A 20,408-nucleotide genomic window follows, 5' to 3' on the forward strand; every position below is an offset into this window, starting at 1 on the left:
GGTTGCAGCGTTTTCTCCTGCCTTACTTCTGCTGTAAATTCACCTGCCACAACGCGAAGCCAGTCGCATCGGTCCCTTTGGGCTGAAGCGGATATTGCGCATGCTGCTTAATAAACCCGGTCGCTTTCTCCCCCGGTGCCGTCTCAAACCGGATATCCAGCGGCGTGGATGCGTTAATCGGGGCCAGCCGCCAGTTATTGTCCGCTTTTGGCTGGACTTCCCCGTGCGCCTTAGTCTCTGCACTGATATAGGCTGCCACCACCGAACGGTTCTCATCCGGCGAGGCAAAGGCGACATACTTATCGCCGGTGCCGGCAAATTTGCCGCCATAAGCACGATAGTTGTTCGTTGCCACCAGGAAGGTCGCCTGCGGGTCGATCGGCTTACCCTGCCAGCTCAGCTGACGGATACGGGAGGCATCAGGATGGATCAGCTGGCACTCGCTGTCGTAGCGCGCTGGCTGGGTGACATCGATCTGATAGGTGACCCCATCGATCACATCGAAGTTATAGGTGCGGAAATCCCAGTTAATCAGCGACTGTGTTTTCGTACTGTGCGGATCGATCTGGTTAAACTGGCCTGCAGAGCACTCCAGCCACTCTTTAACCTGCGCCCCGCTGACCTTCATGACCACCAGCGTGTTGGGGTAGAGATAAAGATCGGCGGCGTTGCGGAAGGTCAGCGGCCCTTTCTCCACTTCGACATAACTGGCCGGATCGTTTTTACGCCCGCCCGCCTTGAAAGGCGCCGCCGCTGAGAGTACCGGCAGACGGCCCAGATCGGGATCGCCCTGAATGAAGTGCTCGACATAGGCGCGCTGAGCGTTGTTGACGATCTGCACGGTGGGATCATCCTGCACCAGCGACAGGTAGCTGTACATCACGTCGGCGGACTTGCCGATGGGTTTCGCCACAAAGTCGCGCGTGGCGCGGTGATCCTCAGCCAGGACCTTCACCAGCGCGGGATCTTCTGCGGCGAGAGACTTTTTCGCTGCGATGTCATAGATCGGGCGCGCCTCAGCTTTGCCGCTCGTGACCTGCCACCTGCCGTTGTCATTATTCAGCACCAGGTCGACCACACCCAGGTGATCGCCCCACATGCCGGGCATCACCGCAGGCACACCGTTCAGAGTGCCGTTCTTAATGTCTGCGCCTTTAATCGCGGCAAAATCTTTACCGGGGAAGACGGCGTGGGCATGGCCAAACAGGATGGCGTTGATGCCTTCAACCTGACTGAGATAGTAAACCGAGTTCTCCGCCAGGGTGTGATACGGCTCGCTGCTCAGGCCGGAGTGCGGAATCGCGATGACCAGATCCGCGCCCTGCGCACGCATCTCCGGCACATAGCGGCGCGCCGTTTCCGTGATGTCATCGACCCGCACCTTGCCCTGCAGATTGGCTTTATCCCACACCATGATCTGCGGCGGCACAAAGCCGATATAGCCAATCTTCAGGGTCCGGGTTTTGCCTTCACGATCAACCAGCGTGGTGGATTTGATGAGGTAAGGCGTAAACAGCGGCTTGCCACTCTTCACGTCGATGACGTTGGCATTGACGTAGGGAAAGCGGGCACCGGCCAGCGCTTTCTTCAGGTAGGGCAGGCCATAATTAAATTCATGATTGCCGAGGTTGCCGACGCTGTAATCCAGGGTGTTGAGCGCCTTGTAGACCGGGTGGATCTCCCCCTCACGCAACCCCTTTGCCGCCATGTAGTCGCCCAGCGGACTGCCCTGAATGATATCGCCGTTGTCGACCAGCAGGCTGTTTTTCACCTCCTGACGCGCGGCGTGGATCAGCGTGGCGGTGCGCACCAGGCCAAACTTTTCGGTTGGGGTGTCTTTGTAGTAGTCGAAATCCATCATGTTGCTATGAAGATCGGTGGTTTCCAGTATGCGTAGATCGACCGTTGCGGCCTGTGCGGCGGCGGAAACGCCAAGTGCCAGTAAGACTATGCCGGGCTTAAACATGCCTGCTCCTGCTGCAAAATAATTGGGGATCTCAAAATAATGTAAAAGCCTGCCGGTGGGTCATTTTAAATCGTGATGGATATAACGTTTTGGCGCATCGGAGGCGGCACCGGATTCCGGCGGGCGCGCAAAGTGGCGCAGGCGTGGCGATAAACGGGTAACTATGATATTGATATATCTATAAATTGGCGCGCTGGTCAGCCTGTAAATGGGCAGGTCAGGCGAAACTGCTAAAATGTCACTGTCTGACGGAAAGCTGATCCTGCAGCAGAAAGACACAACGAGGTGAAAAATGTTAGAGCAAATCTGCCAACTGGCACGCGAAGCAGGCGACGCGATTATGCAGGTCTATAACGGTGCCGCGCCGCTTGACGTTTCTCACAAATCGGATGATTCGCCGGTGACCGCCGCGGATATCGCTGCGCACGAGGTCATCCTCTCTGGCCTGAAGCAGTTAACCCCCGATCTGCCGGTGCTGTCAGAAGAAGATCCGCCCGCCTGGACAGAGCGTCAGCACTGGCAGCGCTACTGGCTGGTCGATCCCCTGGATGGCACCAAAGAGTTCATCAAACGCAACGGCGAATTTACGGTCAACATTGCGCTGATTGAGGCGGGCAAGCCGATTATGGGCGTGGTTTATGCCCCCGCGCTGGGTGTGATGTACTCTGCGGCGGAGGGAAAGGCGTGGAAAGAGGAGGGTGGTCATCGTGAACAGATTCATGTGCGTGACGCACGACCTCCGCTGGTGGTGGTAAGCCGTTCCCATGGCGACGATGAGGAGATGAAAGAGTACCTGAAGCAGCTGGGCGAGCATCAGACCGTTGCAACCGGCTCCTCGCTGAAATTCTGCCTGGTAGCGGAAGGGAAAGCTCAGCTCTATCCCCGTTTCGGACCCACCAATATCTGGGACACCGGTGCAGGTCATGCGGTGGCGATGGCCGCAGGCGCGCATGTACATGACTGGCAGGGTAAAACCCTGGATTACGCGCCGCGCGAATCTTTCCTGAACCCCGGCTTCCGCGTGTCGCTGTTTTAACGCGGGCTGAGCGTCTGTCTTCTGACGCCCCGGCGAGCTTCGCGCCCGCCGGGGCGTCTGCTATTCCGCCTTCAGCAGTGAGGTGACCAGAGCAATCACGTCTGTCACTTCATCCTGCGTCAGCGGGCCATCCTTCACAAATTTCACCGTACCCTGTCTATCCAGCACGACGATGGCGGAGCTGCCCGGCTGCAGCTGCCAGGCGTGCTGCACATTGCCCTTGCTGTCGACGATAAACTGCGACCAGGGATACTGCTGCTTATTGGTTTCAATGCTGCTGCGCACAAACATGCCGGTGCCGGGGATCGCATCATCGGTGTTAACTATGGTAGTGGTCTGATAGCGGTCATGCGGCAGCTTCGCGGCCTTAATCGCCTCTATCAGCGCGGCGTTCATCTCTTTGGCGGAGGAGCGCCCGGCAATGTGCTGAATCACGCGAACTTTTCCACTCAGCTGCGCGCTATTCCAGTTTTTATAGCTAAACTTCTCCTGCTGCAGTATCAGCTCGCCTTTGTCGTTGACGCCCGTGGCGGGCACGCGGGAATCGAGCCTGAGGTCGTGGGCCATGACGCCCGCCGGCAGGAGTAATGACAGCGCCACGGCAGCCAGAATATTTCGCATCGCACTTTCCTTAAGTGATCAGACCAGTCAGTCATTTTACTGCAATAGTAAGCAGGGATGATGCGCCTGTCGTGGAAAGGTGTCAGGTTTGTTATGCCCGCCACAATTCCTTAACCAACGAAGGTTTATACTGTGTCATATGAGAGTCATAACAGACTGTTCTGTAATGATGTGTCAACTCAGTAAAAAAATTCATTTTTCGGAACACCAGTAGTGTTCGGTGTTCTATAGTTATCGCGAATTCGCGCTTCATGGGCTGGTACCTACTTTGGAAACGGCGAAGCGTGCTTTAAAAATGTACAGGAGTCAGTCAGTATGAAAATCTTCCAGCGCTATAATCCGCTGCAAATAGCGAAATATGTCAAAACGCTGTTCAAAGGAAGGTTGTATATCAAGGACGTTGGCGCGTTCGAGTTCGATAAAGGGAAGGTGTTAATCCCGCGCGTCAAAGACAAACAGCACCTGAGCGTGATGTCAGAAATTAACCGCCAGGTCGTTCGTCTCAAGCTTGAGTTCAACTAATCAAAAGGGCGCCGATGGCGCCCTGAGTGTTTTGTAAGCCAGACCCTTCGCTATCCCTGCTCGTCTTCGCTTTTTGTCATGCTCAGCACCGGCGGTCGTTCATCGATGCGGGTGACCAGCAGCTGATCGATCCGGTAGCTATCAATATCCACCACCTCGAACTTGTAGCCGGCAAACTTCACAAAGTCGGTTCGCTTCGGGATCTTACGCAGCATATACATCATAAAGCCGCCGATGGTTTCGTAGTTGCCTGACTGCGGGAAATCGTCGATATCCAGCACGCGCATCACGTCATCAATCGGCGTGCCGCCTTCGACCAGCCACGAGTTCTCATCACGCGCGACGATCTGCTCTTCCATGCCCTGACCGACCAGATCCCCCATCAGCGTGGTCATCACGTCGTTCAGAGTAATGATGCCCACCACCAGCGCATATTCGTTCATGATTACCGCAAAATCTTCACCGGCGGTTTTGAAACTTTCCAGCGCTTCGGAGAGGGTCAGCGTATCCGGCACAATCAGCGCAGAACGAATCTGCAGGCCGCTGTTCAGCGCCATACTCTGGTTGCCCAGCACGCGCAGCAGCAGCTCTTTGGAGTCGACATAGCCGACGATATGGTCGATATCCCCGCTGCAGACTAAAAACTTGGAGTGCGGATGTTCGGCGATTTTGCTCTTGAGGCTGGCCTCATCTTCATGCAGATCAAACCAGACGATGTTCTCACGCGAGGTCATGGAGGAGGGAACGGTTCGCGACTCCAGCTCAAACACGTTTTCAATCAGCTCATGCTCCTGCTTACGCAGCACGCCCGCCAGCGCACCGGCTTCCACCACCGCGTAAATATCATCGGAGGTGATGTCATCTTTACGCACCATTGGCAGCTTGAAGAGGCGGAAGAAGACGTTAGCCAGACCGTTAAACAGCCAGACCAGCGGACGCATCACCAGCAGGCAGAAACGCATCGGATTGATGATGCGCAGCGCGATGGTTTCGGGGGCGACCATTCCAACCCGCTTTGGGGTTAAGTCGGCGAACAGGATAAACAGGCTGGTCACGATGGTGAAGGAGCAGATAAAGCTGAGCTGCTCAGCCAGTTCCGGCGGGACGAAGCGGCTGAAGAGGCCGCTGAAGACCGGTGAAAAGGCAGCGTCACCGACGATACCGCCGAGGATGGCGACGGCGTTAAGGCCAATCTGGACGACGGTAAAAAACATACCCGGCGTTTCCTGCATTTTCAGGACGCGCTGCGCGTTAACATTGCCTTCATCGGCGAGCAGTTTCAGTTTGATCTTGCGGGCGGCTGCCAGCGAGATCTCCGACAGAGAGAAAAAAGCACTGACGACAATCAGTAAAAGAATGACAAGTAAGCTATCTAACATAAGTGATCCAAAGGGTTATCCACTTGTCATTTTTGGCCTGGGCAGCGTGAGCAAGCGCGAACGGGGCGGTTACTCGTTAAACAGGGCTATCCGTGCCAAAAATGTCTGCGCCAGTTCGACAGGCTGAACGCTGCCGGGGCAGAAATGAAAACAGGCGGGATGCCTGTGGCTGCAGATTATAGCAGGAGCGCTTATCTGGCCGCCAGAGGGCAAACCGCCGGTTCGGGCGGCATTCACGGTCAGGGCGGTCAGTAGCCCGCTCAGATTTCTCTGAGTGACTCTATCAGGCGGGATCATTCCCCGTCGCAGGAGTTGTATCGATCTCCTCATTTACCGACAATAGCCCGGATATTTGACTTAGATGTTACTGCTACGCCGCCATTTGGCATAAAGTGCGGCTATGATAGGGGTGTTGCCGTTGCGGTAGTGCGGGCAAAGATGATTAATAAGCGCCCCGCGGAAAAGGGGCCGGCATGATTAACAGGAGTACAGGTGCCACGATTTCATATTTATTGCATGGCTGGCCTGCTGCTTGCTGCGCCTGCCCTTGAGGCGGCGACTGTGCGATTACAGGTAGACGGCTTAACCGGGGATCTGCAGCGAAATGTCAGAGCACGCCTCTCCACCATCGGCAGCGATGAAGTCTCCAATGATGGTCGCTTTCGTGCCCGCGTCTCTGTCGCGATAAAAGAAGGCCTGCGCGCGCTGGGTTATTACGAACCTGAGATCGACTTTGAATCCCGTCCTGCCCCCGCGCAGGGGGGACGGCCGGTGCTGATTGCGCACGTGAAACCGGGTCCGCCGGTTAAAATCGGCGGCAGCACCATCGTGCTGGAAGGGGATGCCCGCAATGATGCCGACTACAAAGAGTGGATAGCCCAGGGGCGTCCCAAAGTCGGCACGCAGCTTAACCACGGGCAGTACGATCGCTTTAAAAGCGGCTTCTCGAATCTCGCGCTGCGCAACGGCTACTTCGATGGCACCTTTAAAAAAAGCCAGCTGGGGGTGTCGGTCGAGCGGCATGAAGCGTTCTGGGATATCGACTACGACAGTGGTGAGCGTTACCGTTTTGGCGACGTGACGTTTCAGGGCTCGCAGATTCGCGAAGCGTACCTGCAGAACCTGGTGCCGTTTGAAAAGGGCGACTACTACAGCTCGCGCGATCTGGCTGAACTGAACCGTCGCCTCTCCGCCACCGGCTGGTTTAACTCCGTGGTCGTTGCACCAGAGTTCAGCAAAGGCCGGAAAACAAAAGTGCTGCCGCTGAATGCCGTGATGTCGCCGCGCACCGAAAACACCATCGAAACCGGGGTCGGCTACTCCACCGACGTCGGCCCGCGCCTGAAAGGCACCTGGAAAAAGCCGTGGGTTAACGACAGAGGCCACAGCCTGGCGGCCAGCGCCTACATTTCCGCGCCGGAACAGCAGGTCGATCTCAGCTACAAAGTGCCCCTGCTGAAAAGCCCGCTGGAGCAGTACTACACCTTCTCCGGCGGCCTGAAGCGCACCGACCTCAATGACACCAAAGCCGACACCACGACGCTGGCGATGTCGCGCAACTGGGACAGCAGCAGCGGCTGGCAGAAAGCGGTCAACCTGCGCTGGAGCCTGGATCACTTTACTCAGGGCAGCGTGACCAATACCACCATGCTGCTCTATCCCGGCGTCAGCGTAAACCGCACCCGCTCGCGTGGCGGCCTGATGCCGACCTGGGGCGACTCTCAGCGCTACTCAGCGGACGTCTCCGATACCACCTGGGGTTCAGACGTTGACTTCCTGATTTTGCAGGCGCAGAACGTCTGGATCCGTACCCTCGGCGACAGCCACCGCTTTGTGGCGCGCGGCAATCTTGGCTGGATTGAAACCAACGACTTTGAAAAAGTCCCGCCGGATCTGCGCTTCTTTGCCGGTGGTGACCGCAGTATTCGTGGCTACAAATATAAGAACATCTCACCGCGTGATGAGGATGGCAAACTCACCGGTGCGTCAAAACTGGCCACCGGCTCGCTGGAGTATCAGTACAACGTCAGCGGCAAATGGTGGGGAGCGGTATTTGTCGACTCCGGTGAAGCGGTCAACGACATCAAACAGAGTAACGTGAAAACCGGTGCGGGCGTCGGCGTGCGCTGGTCGTCACCGGTGGGTCCCATCAAATTAGACATCGCCAGACCTATTGGGGATGACGATGCACATGGACTGCAATTTTATATAGGACTGGGGCCAGAACTATGAAGCTGTGGAAAAAGGTCCTCATCGGCATCCTGATCTTTCTGGTGCTGCTGCTGGGTGGGGTGGCATTTTTAATCGGCACCACGCCGGGGCTGCATCTGGTGCTGAATGGCGCGTCGCGCTGGGTACCGGGCCTGTCAATCAAACAGGTCGAGGGCGGCTGGCGTAACCTGACCCTGAGCGGTCTGCGTTACGAAATGCCTGGCGTCAGTGTGGATGCCGGGCAGATCCATCTGGCGGTGAACCTTAACTGCCTGCTGCATTCGTCGGTCTGCGTGAATGATATCTCCCTGCGTGATATCAGCGTGGTGGTCGACAGTAAAAAGATGACGCCTGCCGCGCCAGCGCCGGAAGAGGAGAGCGGCTCGACCAACCTCAGCACGCCCTATCCGATTACGCTGCGCCATCTTGGCCTGCACAATATCAATGTCAAAGTGGATGACACCGCGATTTCGCTGCTCGACTTTACCACCGGTCTGCAGTGGCAGGATCGTGCGCTGACGCTCAATCCTACTCATATTCAAAGCCTGCTGATTGCGCTGCCGAAAGCAGCCAAAGTCGTGAACGAACAGGTGGTGGAGCCGAAAGTTCAGCAGCCGCATCCGGCTGAGAAACCGCTGGGTGAAACGCTGCGGGCGATGTTTGCACAACCGCTGCTGCCTGCGCTGCCCGATTTCCGTCTGCCGCTGGATATCGACATTCAGCAGATCCTGGGAGAACAGCTGCGCATCACCGGCGACACCGATATTTCGGTCAGCCGCCTGCTGATGAAAGCGAAAACTGCCGACCGGCAGATGCAGCTGACCACGCTGGAGGTTGACTCTGACCTCGGCAATCTCAGAGGCAGCGGGCAGGCGACGCTGGCCGATAACTGGCCGGTCGATTTTGCCCTGAACGGCACGGTCAACACCGATCCGGTCAAAGGCGAAAAGATTGCGCTGAAACTTAACGGCGCGATGCGCGACGAGCTGAAGCTGGCGCTGAACCTCTCCGGCCCGGTGGATGCACAGCTCAGCGCCGCGACCCAGCTGGCGGTGGCGGGGCTGCCGCTGTCGCTGCAGCTGACCAGCCCGAAACTGCGCTGGCCGCTGACAGGCCCGGTCGCCTATCAGGCCGATAATCTGGACTATCAGTTCAAAGGCAAAGCCACCGACTATGTGATGTCACTGCAGACCGCCGTGAAGGGGGAGTCGGTGCCACCGGCGACCGTTTCACTGACCGGTAAAGGCAACGTTGAGCAGTTCAGTCTCGATCGCCTGCGCGTGGCTGCGCTGCAGGGCAACATCGACCTTACTGCGCTGGTGGACTGGAGCAAGGCGATCAGCTGGCGCAGCGAACTGACGCTGGCGGGGATCAATACGGCTAAACAGTATCCCGACTGGCCGGCGCGGCTGGATGGCAAAATCACCACCCGCGGCAGTCTCTATGGCGGCAGCTGGCAGCTGAGCGTGCCGCAGCTGCAGCTGAAAGGGAATGTGAAACAGAACGCCGTCACCGCAGATGGCTCCCTGACCGGCAACAGCTACAACCAGTGGACGGTGCCGGGCATTAAGCTGGCACTGGGGCGCAACCAGCTGGATGTCAAAGGGTCGCTGGGCGACCGTCTGGATCTGGATGCCAGCATCAATGCGCCGCAGCTCGACAATGCGCTTCCCGGTCTGGGCGGCGTCGTCAACGGGGCCATCAAAGCGCGCGGCACCCTGAAGGCACCGCAGCTGCTGGCCGATCTCAATGGCCGGGGCCTGCGCTGGCAGCAGATGCGGATTAATCACGTTACGCTCAAGGGCGACGTGCGCTCTGACGAACAGGTGGCGGGCAAACTGCAGCTGCGCGTCGAACAGCTGCAGCAGGATGCGCTGAACATCAGCCTGCTGACCCTGAATGCCGACGGCAATGAGCAGCAGCATCAGCTGAAACTCAACGTGCAGGGCAAACCGGTCTCCGGCCAGCTGGCGCTCAACGGCAGCTTTGATCGCCAGACGCAGCGCTGGCGAGGGTCGCTGAACGACACCCACTTCGATACGCCGGTGGGCGAATGGCGACTGACCCGTGCGATGGCCATCGACTATCTCAACAGCCGTCAGACGGCGACCATCGGACCGCACTGCTGGCAGAACCCCAATGCCCGCCTCTGCGTACCGGAACCGGTTGAAGCGGGCCCGGAGGGGCATGCCCATGTGGTGCTGAACCGCTTTGACCTGGCGATGGTGAAACCCTTTATGCCGGATGCCACCCAGCTCAGCGGCCTGTTCAGCGGCGACGTGCGCGTCAACTGGACGGCTGACGGGGCGCTGCCGACCGGAACGGTCGCGCTGAAGGGTAACGGCGTCAAGGTGGTGCAGGATGTGCAGGGCAATAACCTGCCAGTCGCCTTTGATACGCTGAACCTCAATGCCGCACTGCGAAACGGTCGCGCGCAGCTCGACTGGCTGATCCGCATTGCCGGTAACGGGCAGCTGGATGGCAACGTGCAGATCGACGATCCGCAAAGCCGCCGCACGCTGGGCGGTAACGTCAACATCCGCAACGTCTCACTGGCGATGCTCAACCCGGCGCTGATGCAGGGCGAGAAGATCAAAGGCAGCCTCAACAGCAGCCTGCGTCTTGGCGGCAGCGTGCAGCAGCCGCAGGTCTATGGCCAGCTTGGCCTGACCGGGGTGGATGTGGATGGCAACTTTATGCCGGTTGACCTCACGGCCGCCAGCCTCAACCTGGTGTTCAATGGCATGAGCTCCACCCTGAACGGGCTGGTGCAGACCAGCCAGGGCAACATCAACCTCAGCGGTAATGCGGACTGGAGCCAGCTCGACAACTGGCGCGCCCGCGTCGCCGCGCAGGGCAGCCGGGTTCGCGTCACGGTGCCGCCGATGGTGCGCATGGATGTCTCGCCGGATCTGGTCTTTGAAGCGACGCCTGCCGCCTTTAACCTCGATGGACGGGTCGATATTCCGTGGGCGCGCATCACGGTGCAGGAAGTACCGGAGAGCGCCACGGGCGTTTCGTCGGATGAGGTGATGCTGGATAAACAGCTGAAGCCGATTGCGCCACAGACCGCGGCGATTCCGATCAACAGTAATCTGGTGATCCATGTCGGCAACGATGTGCGCCTCTCCGCCTTTGGTCTGAAAGCGCGACTGAATGGCGACCTGAAGCTGGTGCAGGATCGGTCGGGCCTCGGCTTGAACGGTCAGATCAACATCCCGTCCGGCCGCTTCCACGCTTACGGTCAGGATCTGATCGTGCGTAAAGGTGAACTGCAGTTCGCCGGCCCGCCGGATCAGCCCTACATCAACCTGGAGGCGATCCGTAACCCGGATGCCACCGAAGATGGCGTCACCGCGGGTCTGCGCGTCACCGGCCTGGCGGATGAGCCGAAAGCGGAGGTCTTCTCCGATCCGGCGATGTCGCAGCAGGAGGCGCTTTCTTACCTGCTGCGCGGTCAGGGACTCGGCAAAGATGGCGACAGTAATGCCCTCACTTCTGCGCTTGTGGGCTTAGGGGTTGCACAAAGTGGGCAGGTTGTGGGTAAAATCGGGGAGACTTTCGGTGTCAGTAATCTGGCTCTTGATACTGCGGGTGTTGGCGACAGCCAGCAGGTGCAGGTCAGCGGCTATGTACTGCCGGGTCTGCAGGTAAAATACGGTGTTGGCATATTTGATTCACTGGCGACGTTAACCTTGCGTTACCGCCTGATGCCCAAACTCTATCTGGAAGCCGTGTCCGGTGTGGATCAGGCTCTCGATTTGCTCTATCAGTTTGAGTTTTAGCAATGCGAATAATTGTCTACGGCAGTTTACGGCGCAAACAGGGAAACAGTCACTGGATGACGAATGCGCAGTGGCTGGGTGATCACCAGATTGAAGGCTTTGAGCTTTACAGTCTGGGCCATTATCCCGGCGTTATTGAGGGCAACGGCGCGGTACAGTGTGAAGTGTACCGCATTGATGCCTCAACCCTTGCGGAGCTGGATGCGCTTCGCACCAAAGGGGGAGAGTACAAACGTTTTCTGACTCAGACGCCGTTTGGCAGTGCATGGCTTTATGTCTATCAACGCTCAGTGGCAGGACGCCAGCGCATTACGAGCGGCGACTGGCTGAAGCGCGATGCGGAGCCAGAGGCCTGAACAAAAACACCGTCCTGATGGACGGTGTTTTTTTTTTCGACTCACAAACGGGCAGCAGGCTTATTTCTTCTGTGCGCGCTCGAAAGAGGAGATGATTTCGGCTTTCGCGGCTTCGGCGTTGTCCCAGCCATCCACTTTCACCCATTTGCCTTTTTCCAGATCTTTGTAGTGCTCAAAGAAGTGGGTGATCTGCGCACGCAGCAGCTCTGGCAGGTCGTTCACATCTTTGATGTGATCGTACTCTTTAGAGAGTTTGGTGTGCGGCACGGCAACCAGTTTGGCATCTTCGCCAGACTCGTCGGTCATTTTCAGTACGCCAACCGGACGGCAGCGGATCACGGAGCCCGGTACCAGTGGGTACGGGGTCGGAACCAGTACGTCAACCGGGTCACCATCCAGAGAGAGGGTGTGGTTGATATAGCCGTAGTTGCACGGATAGAACATCGCGGTAGACATGAAACGGTCTACAAACAGGGCACCAGACTCTTTATCAACTTCATATTTGATCGGATCAGCATTCGCTGGGATCTCAATGACAACGTAGATATCTTCTGGCAGGTCTTTACCTGCTGGCACCTGGTTCAAACTCATCGGGTATTCCTTCAGTAGTCGTATGTTGAGTGTCGGCTATTATAGCCAACTGACTCTGAAAGTATGCCCTCTTTTTGGCGTTTCGGAATGCGCCCTAAGGCTACTTCGCCGACACCAACAGCGAAACGATTCCTGCGGCTATCAGTGGCCCTACCGGCACGCCACGGAAGAACGCCACGCCAATCACCGTACCAATCAGCAGGCCCCCGATAACCGACGGCTGAACGCTCATAAAACTGACGCCACGACCGCCGAGCCAGGCCACAAAAATGCCCACCAGGATAGCCACAATCGACTTCCAGCTGGCAAAGGATTTGATCAGCGCAGCGGCCGGCAGAGAGCCGCTGGCCAGCGGGGCCATCACGGCCACCGTCAGGATAATGATGCCTAAGGTAATGCCCTGTTTTTCCACGTAGGGAAAGAACTGTGCCAGCGGGGTTACTTTGATTGCCAGCAGCACCAGAATCGACAGGGTGACCGCGTTGTTGTGCACGAAATAACTCAGCACGGCGAGGCCAATCAGAATAAGCGTTGAAGCGTAAGCGGCCATGGTTTCTCCCTGAAGGTCAGTAAACGCGCCAGCCTCAGCCAGCGCAAAATCGGGTCAGATCAGCAGTCGTCGGGGTTAGCGCAGCTGCCCCTTGCCATCGCCTGCAGCATCTGCGCCTGATTGCGCACCAGGCTCAGACGCTGGGCGCTCAGCGCCACGCTGCCCAGAGAGCCCTGTGAACTGAGCTGGCTGTAGCCCGCCTCAAGCCAGCTGTCCCGATAGCTCAGCCAGGCGCGCTGAGCGGCACGCAGTTTATCCCGGGGGTCGCCGTTGAGGGTTTTCATCAACCTGCCGTACTCCTTATTCATCGCCTGATCCCAGGCCTGAGTGGCGGCAGCGTAACACTGGTTCATGTCCAGCGTGGTCCGGGCGTTATTCAGGCAGCGGTCGAGCGAGGCATCTGACAGCAGATCCCCCGCTATCGTTATCGTGCTGGTCAGCAGCAGCATCAGAAACAGGCCTGCTTTCATCGTGTTTCTCCGGGTCGGGGATAAGCGGCGATTAGCTTGATTGATGTTTCCGTGATGATCAAGCTGTTAACACTCAATCAGGGTTAAAGTTTCGGTCCGTTACTGCCGATATCTGTTCCGTTTTAGGGCCGCTGGACATTTCGCCTATTCTCATAAACGGAAACGATCAAGATGAAACAGTTATCACTTCGCACGGGGTTGCTGGCACTGCTGGCATTTATGACACTGCTGCTGTTGGCGGTGAGTTTTATGGGTATTGTGGCAATTAACAAAGGGAACCGCTCGCTGGATGTGATCAACCGCATTCAGGGGATCGAGCTGAACAGTCTTTATCAGAGCAATGCAGATTTAATGCGGGCCCGCGCTAACGCGGCGCTGGCGGTACGAAAAATTGAAATCGGCATGCTGGAAGAGGGCGCCGCCGTCACCCGACTGTCGCAGGCGGATGTCGACTCCTCCCAGCAACAGCTCAAGCGCTTTATCGATGCCGGAACGGTGACGGCACACGGTAAAATGCTGGCGGATGCGATTTCAGCCAGCTACAAGGCCTATCTCGACCAGGGCATCAAGCCGATGATGAGCGCCCTGGACAAGCAATACACCGACGAGTATTACCAGCTGCTGGAAGGCAACCTGGCGACGCTGGCGGCCAGCTACAACAAGGCGGTCACGGACTTCAGTCAGTTCGCCGATCAGGTCACGGCGGCGCAGCTGGTGCAGGCGGCCCATAACGAAACCAAAATGAAAATCCTGATCGCCGTGGCGGTGGCCTTAACCCTGCTGCTGCTGGTGCTCGCCTGGCAACTGCTGCGCCGGATGCTGCTGCAGCCGCTGGATAGCGCGATTGTGCATCTTGAGCAGATCGCATCGGGCGATCTCTCTCAGGTGCTGCCGCCGTCCAGCAACAACGAGCTGGGACGCCTTAACCATGCACTGACCGGGATGCAGCAGTCGCTGCGTCACTCCGTCAGTCAGGTGCGTGAGGCGAGTATGCAGATTGACCTCGGCAGCCGTGAACTGGCCGCCGGCAACGTCAACCTGTCACAGCGTACGGAAGAGTCTGCCGCTTCGCTTGAGCAGACGGCGGCCAGCATGGAGCAGCTGACGGCAACGGTGCGGCTTAACGCCAGCAACGCTCAGCAGGCCCATCAGCTGGCAAATGCGGTCTCCGATACCGCCGACCGCGGCGCGGAGGTGGTCTGCTATGTGATGGAAAAAATGCATGAGATTACCGACAGCGCCAATCGCATCGGCGATATTCTCAGCGTGATCGACGGCATCGCGTTCCAGACCAACATCCTGGCACTCAACGCTGCCGTTGAAGCGGCACGTGCGGGCGAGCAGGGCCGTGGCTTTGCGGTGGTGGCGAATGAAGTGCGTACGCTGGCGCAGCGCAGTGCTAATGCAGCCAAAGAGATCCGCACGCTGATCAGCGATTCACAGTCGCGGGTCAAAGAGGGCAGTGAGATGGCGACGCGCGCCGGGGAAACCATGGATGAGATTTCCGGTGAGGTGATGCGCGTGACCTCACTGATGAAGGAGATCTCCATGGCGTCTGACGAGCAGAGTCGTGGCATTGAGCAGGTGAATCTGGCGGTCACGCAGATGGATGTGGCGGCGCAGCAGAACGCGGCGCTGGTGGAGCAGGCGAAGGCCGCGACCGAGTCGCTGGAAGCGCAGTCCGATCAGCTTCAGGCGACCATGGCGCAGTTCAGATTGCAGCCAGCGTGATAAAAAAAAGGGCGCGATGATCGCGCCCTTTTTTATCTCTGCCGCATTAGCCCTGACGGCAATCCGGGAACTCAGCCAGGAAACGCTCAACATCGTTGACCATCGCCTCGTTGCCGCAGTAGAACGGGCAGCGCTGATGCAGCGTGACCGGTGGAATGTCCAGAATACGTCTCTGACCGTCGCTGGCTTTACCGCCTGCCTGCTCCGCCAGGAACGCCATCGGGTTGCACTCATAGAGCAGACGCAGCTTGCCCTGAGGATGGCTGGCGGTGCTTGGATAGAGGTAGATGCCACCTTTCAGCAGGTTGCGATGGAAATCCGCGACCAGCGATCCGATGTAACGTGAGGTGTAAGGACGGTGCGTAGGCAGATCCTCTTCCTGACAGAACTTCAGATATTTCTTCACGCCCTGCGGGAAACGAATGTAGTTACCTTCGTTGATGGAGTAGGTGTAACCGGTCTCCGGGTAGGTCATACGTTCATGGCTGAGGCAGAAGACACCCAGCGACGGATCGTAGGTAAAGGCATGCACGCCTGCACCGGTGGTGTAAACCATCATGGTGGAGGAGCCGTAAACCACGTAACCGGCCGCGACCTGTTTGTTGCCGGGCTGCATGAAATCCGCTTCAACCACCGGGGTGCCCGGTTCGCTGACGCGATGATAGATAGAGAAAATGGTGCCGACAGAGACGTTAACGTCGATGTTAGATGACCCATCCAGCGGGTCCATTAACACCACATACTTGCCGTTCTCCTCACCTTCGAAGATGACGAACTCGTCTTCTTCCTCAGACGCGATACCGGCGACGATGCCACGCGCTTTCAGTGCGGCCTTCAGTTTTTCGTTGGCAAACAGATCGAGCTTCATCTGCTGTTCACCCTGAACATTTTCCACACCACTGGCACCGAGGATATCCACCAGACCGGCTTTATTGATGTCGCGGTGGATAATTTTGGCACCCAGCTTGATAGCTGAGATCAGCGCCGTCAGTTCCCCTGTGGCGTGCGGAAAGTCGTGCTGCTTCTCGACGATAAATTCGCCCAACGTTTTCATAACACATTCCCTGAATCTGCGATGGAGTGGCAGCACGCGTAACAGTCTGCCAACGGATGCGTACGCAGTTTAGCCGATTGAACTTCAAAAACCATAGTCCTAATCCGTTTCTTCCGTCTGCGAGCAGGGTTACACTGTGCGCCGAACTTTAGAGTAATGGATCACGTTATGCGCATTCACATCCTCGGGATTTGTGGCACTTTTATGGGCGGTCTGGCCGTGCTGGCCCGTTCACTTGGTCATCAGGTGACCGGTTCAGACGCCAACGTTTACCCGCCAATGAGCACATTGCTCGAACAGCAAGGCATTGAATTAACAGAAGGTTACGATGCGAGTCAGCTCGACCCGGCCCCTGACCTGGTGATTATCGGTAATGCGATGACGCGCGGTAATCCCTGTGTGGAAGCGGTGCTGGAACGCAACATTCCTTACCTCTCCGGCCCGCAGTGGCTGCACGATTTCGTGTTACGCGACCGCTGGGTGCTGGCGGTGGCGGGAACCCACGGGAAAACCACCACAGCCGGCATGGCAGCGTGGATTCTCGAGGCCTGCGGCCTGGAACCCGGCTTCATTATTGGTGGGGTGCCAGGAAACTTCGATGTCTCGGCAAAATTAGGAAAAAGTCCATTCTTCGTCATTGAGGCGGATGAGTATGACTGCGCCTTTTTCGACAAGCGTTCCAAGTTTGTCCATTACTGCCCGCGAACCCTGATCCTCAACAACCTTGAGTTCGATCACGCCGATATCTTTGACGACCTGCGGGCGATCCAGAAGCAGTTCCACCATCTGGTCCGGATCGTGCCGGGCCAGGGCAAGATCCTGCTGCCGGAGCATGACGCCAACATCAGGCAGGTGATGGCGATGGGCTGCTGGAGCGAGCAGGAGAGCGTGGGCGACCACGGGCGCTGGCAGGCGAAGAAGCTGACGCCCGATGCCTCGCACTGGGAAATCTGGCTCGACGGCGAGAAGGTCGGCGAGGTGAACTGGGCGCTGGTCGGCGAACACAATATGCATAACGGGTTGATGGCGATCGCCGCCGCGCGTCATGTGGGTGTGAAACCGGAAGATGCAGGCCAGGCGCTGAACAGCTTTATCAATGCGCGTCGCCGGCTGGAGTTGCGTGGCGAAGTGAACAGCATCAAAGTGTATGATGACTTTGCGCACCATCCGACCGCGATTCTGGCAACGCTGGCGGCCCTGCGCAGCAAGGTTGGCGGCAGAGCGCGCATTCTGGCCGTTCTGGAGCCGCGCTCGAATACCATGAAGATGGGCGTCAGCAAAAACGATCTGGCGCCGTCACTGGCGCGGGCGGATGAGGTCTTTCTGTTCCAGCCGCACCACATTCCGTGGCAGGTTTCTGACGTCGCCGAAGCGTGCATTCCGCCTGCGCACTGGAGCGCAGATATCGATACGCTGGTCGAGATGGTGGCGAAAGCCGCACAGCCAGGCGACTCGATTCTGGTGATGAGCAACGGCGGGTTTGGCGGCATTCACCAGAAGCTGCTGGACAGACTGGCCTGAGATGACGGGCGCCCGTAACGGGCGCTCATTTTCCGGTGACGTTCTGACGTGCTTCCTGCTACCGGCCACGACAGACCGGCTATCCGGGCTATCAGGCTTCGGCCAGTTCGCGCAGGTACTGGAAAATCTGACGGGCTGACTTCGGCGGCTTGTTGCCCGCTTTCTCTTTCTGCGCGTTGCGGATCATACTGCGCAGCTGCTGACGGTCGGCGTCAGGATAGAGTGCAATCACGTCGCTGATCGCCTCATCGCCCTGTTCAATCAGACGATCGCGCAGCATTTCCAGTTTATGGAACAGCGCAACCTGCTGGTTGTGGCGGTTCTTGAGCTTGTCCAGCGCAACGCGGATCGGCTCGACATCAATACTGCGCAGCAGTTTACCGATCAGCTGCAGCTGACGGCGACGGCCCTCTTTCTTAATACGCTGCGCCAGTTCGATCTCGGTGCGCAGGCGCTCATCCAGCGGGATCTTATCCAGCGAGTTTTTACCCAGTTCTACCAGTTCGGCGCCCAGGCGTTTTAACTCTTCGGCATCGCGTTTAATTTCACTCTTACTGACCCAGATAATCTCTTCATCTTCCTGTTCGTCATTATCTGGCACATCGTCGAGCCACTCATCGGGCTGTCTGGTCATTTCCGGGCTCCCAAAAAAAAGAGGCTAATCCTACCAGTTTATCGGGTGACTGCGAAATTGTTCTCTGACTCTGATAGACTCAAATCATTCACACATAAGATTAGACGGCAGGTCGATGAACGTATCTACTCAGGTTGCAGAACAGCGAAAAGTACTGGAGCAGGCGATTGCGCAGGCACTTGAACTGGCTAAAGCAAGCACTGACAGCGCGGAAGTAGCGGTCAGTAAAACCACCGGCATCGGGGTCAGCACCCGCTATGGCGAAGTGGAAAACGTCGAATTCAACAGCGACGGTGCGCTGGGCATCACCATCTATCATCAGAACCGTAAAGGCAGCGCCTCATCGACCGACCTCAGCCCGGACGCGATCAAACGTACCGTGCAGGCGGCGATCGATATTGCGCGCTACACCTCGCCCGATCCCTTTGCCGGCCCGGCGGATGCGGCGCTGCTGGCCTATGATGCGCCAGACCTGGATCTCTACCACCCGTGGGAGATCGATGCTGACCGCGCCATTGAGCTGGCCGCGCAGGCTGAAGAGGCTTCACTGCGCGCAGACAAGCGTATCACCAACACCGAAGGCGGCAGCTTTAACAGTCATGTCGGCATTAAGGTGTTCGGTAACAGCCATGGCATGCTGCAGAGCTACTGCTCAAGCCGTCATTCGCTCTCCAGCTGCGTGATCGCCGAGCAGGATGGCAACATGGAGCGCGACTACGCCTACACCATCGGCCGCGCGTTTGAGGATCTGAAAAGCCCGGAGTGGGTCGGCGCAGAGTGCGCGCGTCGCACGCTCTCCCGTCTTGCCCCACGCAAACTTCCGACCATGAAAGCGCCGGTGATTTTCGCCTCTGAAGTGGCGACCGGCCTGTTTGGTCATCTGGTCGGGGCGATCAGCGGCAGCAGCGTTTACCGGAAATCAACCTTCCTGCTGGATGCGATGGGTCAGCAGATCCTGCCGGAGTGGCTCACCATCAGTGAGCAGCCGCACCTGCTGAAAGGTCTCGCCTCGACGCCATTTGACAGCGAAGGGGTGCGCACCCAGGCGCGCGACATTATCCAGGCGGGCGTCCTGCAGACCTGGCTGCTAACCAGCTACTCCGCCCGTAAACTGGGCCTGACCAGCACCGGTCACGCGGGTGGCATTCACAACTGGCGCATTGCCGGTCAGGGCCACAGCTTTGACGATCTGCTGAAGCAGATGGGCACCGGTCTGGTGGTCACCGAACTGATGGGACAGGGTGTCAGCGCCATCACCGGTGACTACTCGCGCGGTGCGGCCGGTTTCTGGGTCGAAAATGGCGTGATTCAGTATCCGGTCAGTGAAATCACCATCGCCGGAAATCTCAAAGAGATGTGGCGCAATATGGTGACCATCGGCGACGATATCGAAACCCGCAGCAATATTCAGTGCGGTTCAGTCTTACTGCCTGAAATGAAGATAGCGGGACAATAACGACGCATTCCTGAAGCAGCCTGTTGGCTGCTTTTTTTTCGTCACAATAAAAAGGAAGTAATGATGCGTAAGCAGCTAATTGCAATGTTGTCGGCTTCTCTGATGTTCTCCAGCGTCAGCCTCTGTGCGGCGGATCTGGAGCAGGATATGGACACGCTGAATGCGAACCTGAAAATCGTCAAAAAAACGGACGATGCCCGGGAGATGCAGCAGGCATTAACCCGGATGCGTGCGGCAGCGCAGGATGCGAAGCAGTCCACGCCCGAAAAGCTGGAAGGTCAGCCTGCTGACAGCACGCAGATCAAAGATTATCACGCCGGTCTCGACTCGCTGATTGCGCAGATCGACGTGGTCAGCACGCTGGCGAAAGCGAACAACGTGGAGGGCGCAAAGCGCGAAGCCGCGAAGTTTGATGAGATCCGCAATACCAACCATAAGAAATTCCGCTAATCAGACCGCCGGTCAGCCCGACCGGCGGTTTTTTCCATCACTTCTGCTTATCACCGCGCCTTAAAACGTATCGGA

17 protein-coding genes are annotated in these 20,408 nt (G+C 57.7%); 9 read left to right on the forward strand and 8 right to left on the reverse strand.

Annotated elements, in window-relative coordinates:
* Nucleotides 1-22: 22 nt before the first annotated feature.
* Nucleotides 23-1,966, reverse strand: coding sequence for a bifunctional 2',3'-cyclic-nucleotide 2'-phosphodiesterase/3'-nucleotidase (locus tag FJW00_RS15650; RefSeq protein WP_140924870.1), 1,944 nt, complete (start codon nt 1,964-1,966; stop codon nt 23-25).
* 292 nt (nt 1,967-2,258) lie between these two features.
* On the opposite strand from FJW00_RS15650, the gene cysQ reads away from it, so the two are divergent.
* A complete protein-coding gene (gene cysQ, locus FJW00_RS15655; protein WP_009087438.1) occupies nt 2,259-3,002 on the forward strand; it encodes a 3'(2'),5'-bisphosphate nucleotidase CysQ in 744 nt (247 codons plus the stop codon).
* A 60-nt stretch (nt 3,003-3,062) separates the two neighbouring features.
* Here cysQ and FJW00_RS15660 read toward each other — a convergent pair whose 3' ends face one another.
* Complete coding sequence (locus FJW00_RS15660; RefSeq protein ID WP_046102600.1) at nt 3,063-3,623, reverse strand: YtfJ family protein; 561 nt, start codon at nt 3,621-3,623, stop codon at nt 3,063-3,065.
* 315 nt (nt 3,624-3,938) lie between these two features.
* On the opposite strand from FJW00_RS15660, the gene FJW00_RS15665 reads away from it, so the two are divergent.
* Nucleotides 3,939-4,145 carry a DUF1107 domain-containing protein gene (locus FJW00_RS15665; protein ID WP_003855513.1) on the forward strand — a complete coding sequence of 69 codons (207 nt, stop codon included), beginning with the start codon at nt 3,939-3,941 and terminating at the stop codon, nt 4,143-4,145.
* A 50-nt stretch (nt 4,146-4,195) separates the two neighbouring features.
* Here the strand turns inward: FJW00_RS15665 and paeA are convergent, their stop codons facing one another.
* Nucleotides 4,196-5,524: a polyamine export protein PaeA gene (gene paeA / locus FJW00_RS15670; protein ID WP_009087434.1), complete on the reverse strand. Its 1,329-nt coding sequence runs from the start codon at nt 5,522-5,524 to the stop codon at nt 4,196-4,198.
* A 492-nt stretch (nt 5,525-6,016) separates the two neighbouring features.
* On the opposite strand from paeA, the gene tamA reads away from it, so the two are divergent.
* From tamA to FJW00_RS15685, 3 genes are read left to right on the forward strand one after another with little or no spacing between them, the layout of a single operon-like run.
* Nucleotides 6,017-7,756 (forward strand): autotransporter assembly complex protein TamA, encoded by a 1,740-nt coding sequence (gene tamA / locus FJW00_RS15675; RefSeq protein ID WP_046102599.1) that lies wholly within the window; start codon nt 6,017-6,019, stop codon nt 7,754-7,756.
* Nucleotides 7,753-11,520 (forward strand): autotransporter assembly complex protein TamB, encoded by a 3,768-nt coding sequence (gene tamB / locus FJW00_RS15680; RefSeq protein WP_140924872.1) that lies wholly within the window; start codon nt 7,753-7,755, stop codon nt 11,518-11,520. The genes tamA and tamB overlap by 4 nt, the downstream gene beginning before the upstream one ends.
* A 2-nt stretch (nt 11,521-11,522) precedes the next feature.
* The gene (locus FJW00_RS15685) at nt 11,523-11,876 is read left to right on the forward strand and encodes a gamma-glutamylcyclotransferase family protein (protein WP_009087429.1); all 354 of its coding nucleotides are present in this window, start codon (nt 11,523-11,525) and stop codon (nt 11,874-11,876) included.
* A 60-nt stretch (nt 11,877-11,936) separates the two neighbouring features.
* Here FJW00_RS15685 and ppa read toward each other — a convergent pair whose 3' ends face one another.
* The 3 genes from ppa to FJW00_RS15700 form a co-directional block, all read right to left on the reverse strand.
* A complete protein-coding gene (ppa, locus tag FJW00_RS15690) occupies nt 11,937-12,467 on the reverse strand; it encodes an inorganic diphosphatase (protein ID WP_009087427.1) in 531 nt (176 codons plus the stop codon).
* Nucleotides 12,468-12,567: 100 nt separating this feature from the next.
* Nucleotides 12,568-13,017: a DUF441 domain-containing protein gene (locus tag FJW00_RS15695; RefSeq protein ID WP_009087425.1), complete on the reverse strand. Its 450-nt coding sequence runs from the start codon at nt 13,015-13,017 to the stop codon at nt 12,568-12,570.
* A 59-nt stretch (nt 13,018-13,076) separates the two neighbouring features.
* Nucleotides 13,077-13,487, reverse strand: coding sequence for a lysozyme inhibitor LprI family protein (locus tag FJW00_RS15700; RefSeq protein WP_140924874.1), 411 nt, complete (start codon nt 13,485-13,487; stop codon nt 13,077-13,079).
* Nucleotides 13,488-13,658: 171 nt separating this feature from the next.
* On the opposite strand from FJW00_RS15700, the gene FJW00_RS15705 reads away from it, so the two are divergent.
* A complete protein-coding gene (locus FJW00_RS15705) occupies nt 13,659-15,218 on the forward strand; it encodes a methyl-accepting chemotaxis protein (RefSeq protein WP_140924876.1) in 1,560 nt (519 codons plus the stop codon).
* A gap of 46 nt (nt 15,219-15,264) precedes the next feature.
* Here FJW00_RS15705 and fbp read toward each other — a convergent pair whose 3' ends face one another.
* Nucleotides 15,265-16,272, reverse strand: coding sequence for a class 1 fructose-bisphosphatase (fbp, locus tag FJW00_RS15710; RefSeq protein ID WP_009087416.1), 1,008 nt, complete (start codon nt 16,270-16,272; stop codon nt 15,265-15,267).
* Between the two features lie 168 nt (nt 16,273-16,440).
* Between fbp and mpl the strand changes: the two genes are divergently transcribed.
* Nucleotides 16,441-17,793 (forward strand): UDP-N-acetylmuramate:L-alanyl-gamma-D-glutamyl-meso-diaminopimelate ligase, encoded by a 1,353-nt coding sequence (gene mpl / locus FJW00_RS15715; protein ID WP_009087414.1) that lies wholly within the window; start codon nt 16,441-16,443, stop codon nt 17,791-17,793.
* Between the two features lie 91 nt (nt 17,794-17,884).
* Here the strand turns inward: mpl and yjgA are convergent, their stop codons facing one another.
* A complete protein-coding gene (gene yjgA, locus FJW00_RS15720; RefSeq protein ID WP_009087413.1) occupies nt 17,885-18,427 on the reverse strand; it encodes a ribosome biogenesis factor YjgA in 543 nt (180 codons plus the stop codon).
* A gap of 115 nt (nt 18,428-18,542) precedes the next feature.
* Between yjgA and pmbA the strand changes: the two genes are divergently transcribed.
* Nucleotides 18,543-19,883: a metalloprotease PmbA gene (gene pmbA / locus FJW00_RS15725; RefSeq protein ID WP_140924879.1), complete on the forward strand. Its 1,341-nt coding sequence runs from the start codon at nt 18,543-18,545 to the stop codon at nt 19,881-19,883.
* Between the two features lie 63 nt (nt 19,884-19,946).
* Entirely contained in the window at nt 19,947-20,333 is a 387-nt protein-coding gene (gene cybC, locus FJW00_RS15730) for a cytochrome b562 (protein WP_009087408.1), read from the forward strand.
* The last annotated feature ends 75 nt before the right edge of the window (nt 20,334-20,408 follow it).

The organism is Pantoea anthophila, from assembly GCF_006494375.1.
GTDB classification, from domain to species: domain Bacteria; phylum Pseudomonadota; class Gammaproteobacteria; order Enterobacterales; family Enterobacteriaceae; genus Pantoea; species Pantoea anthophila.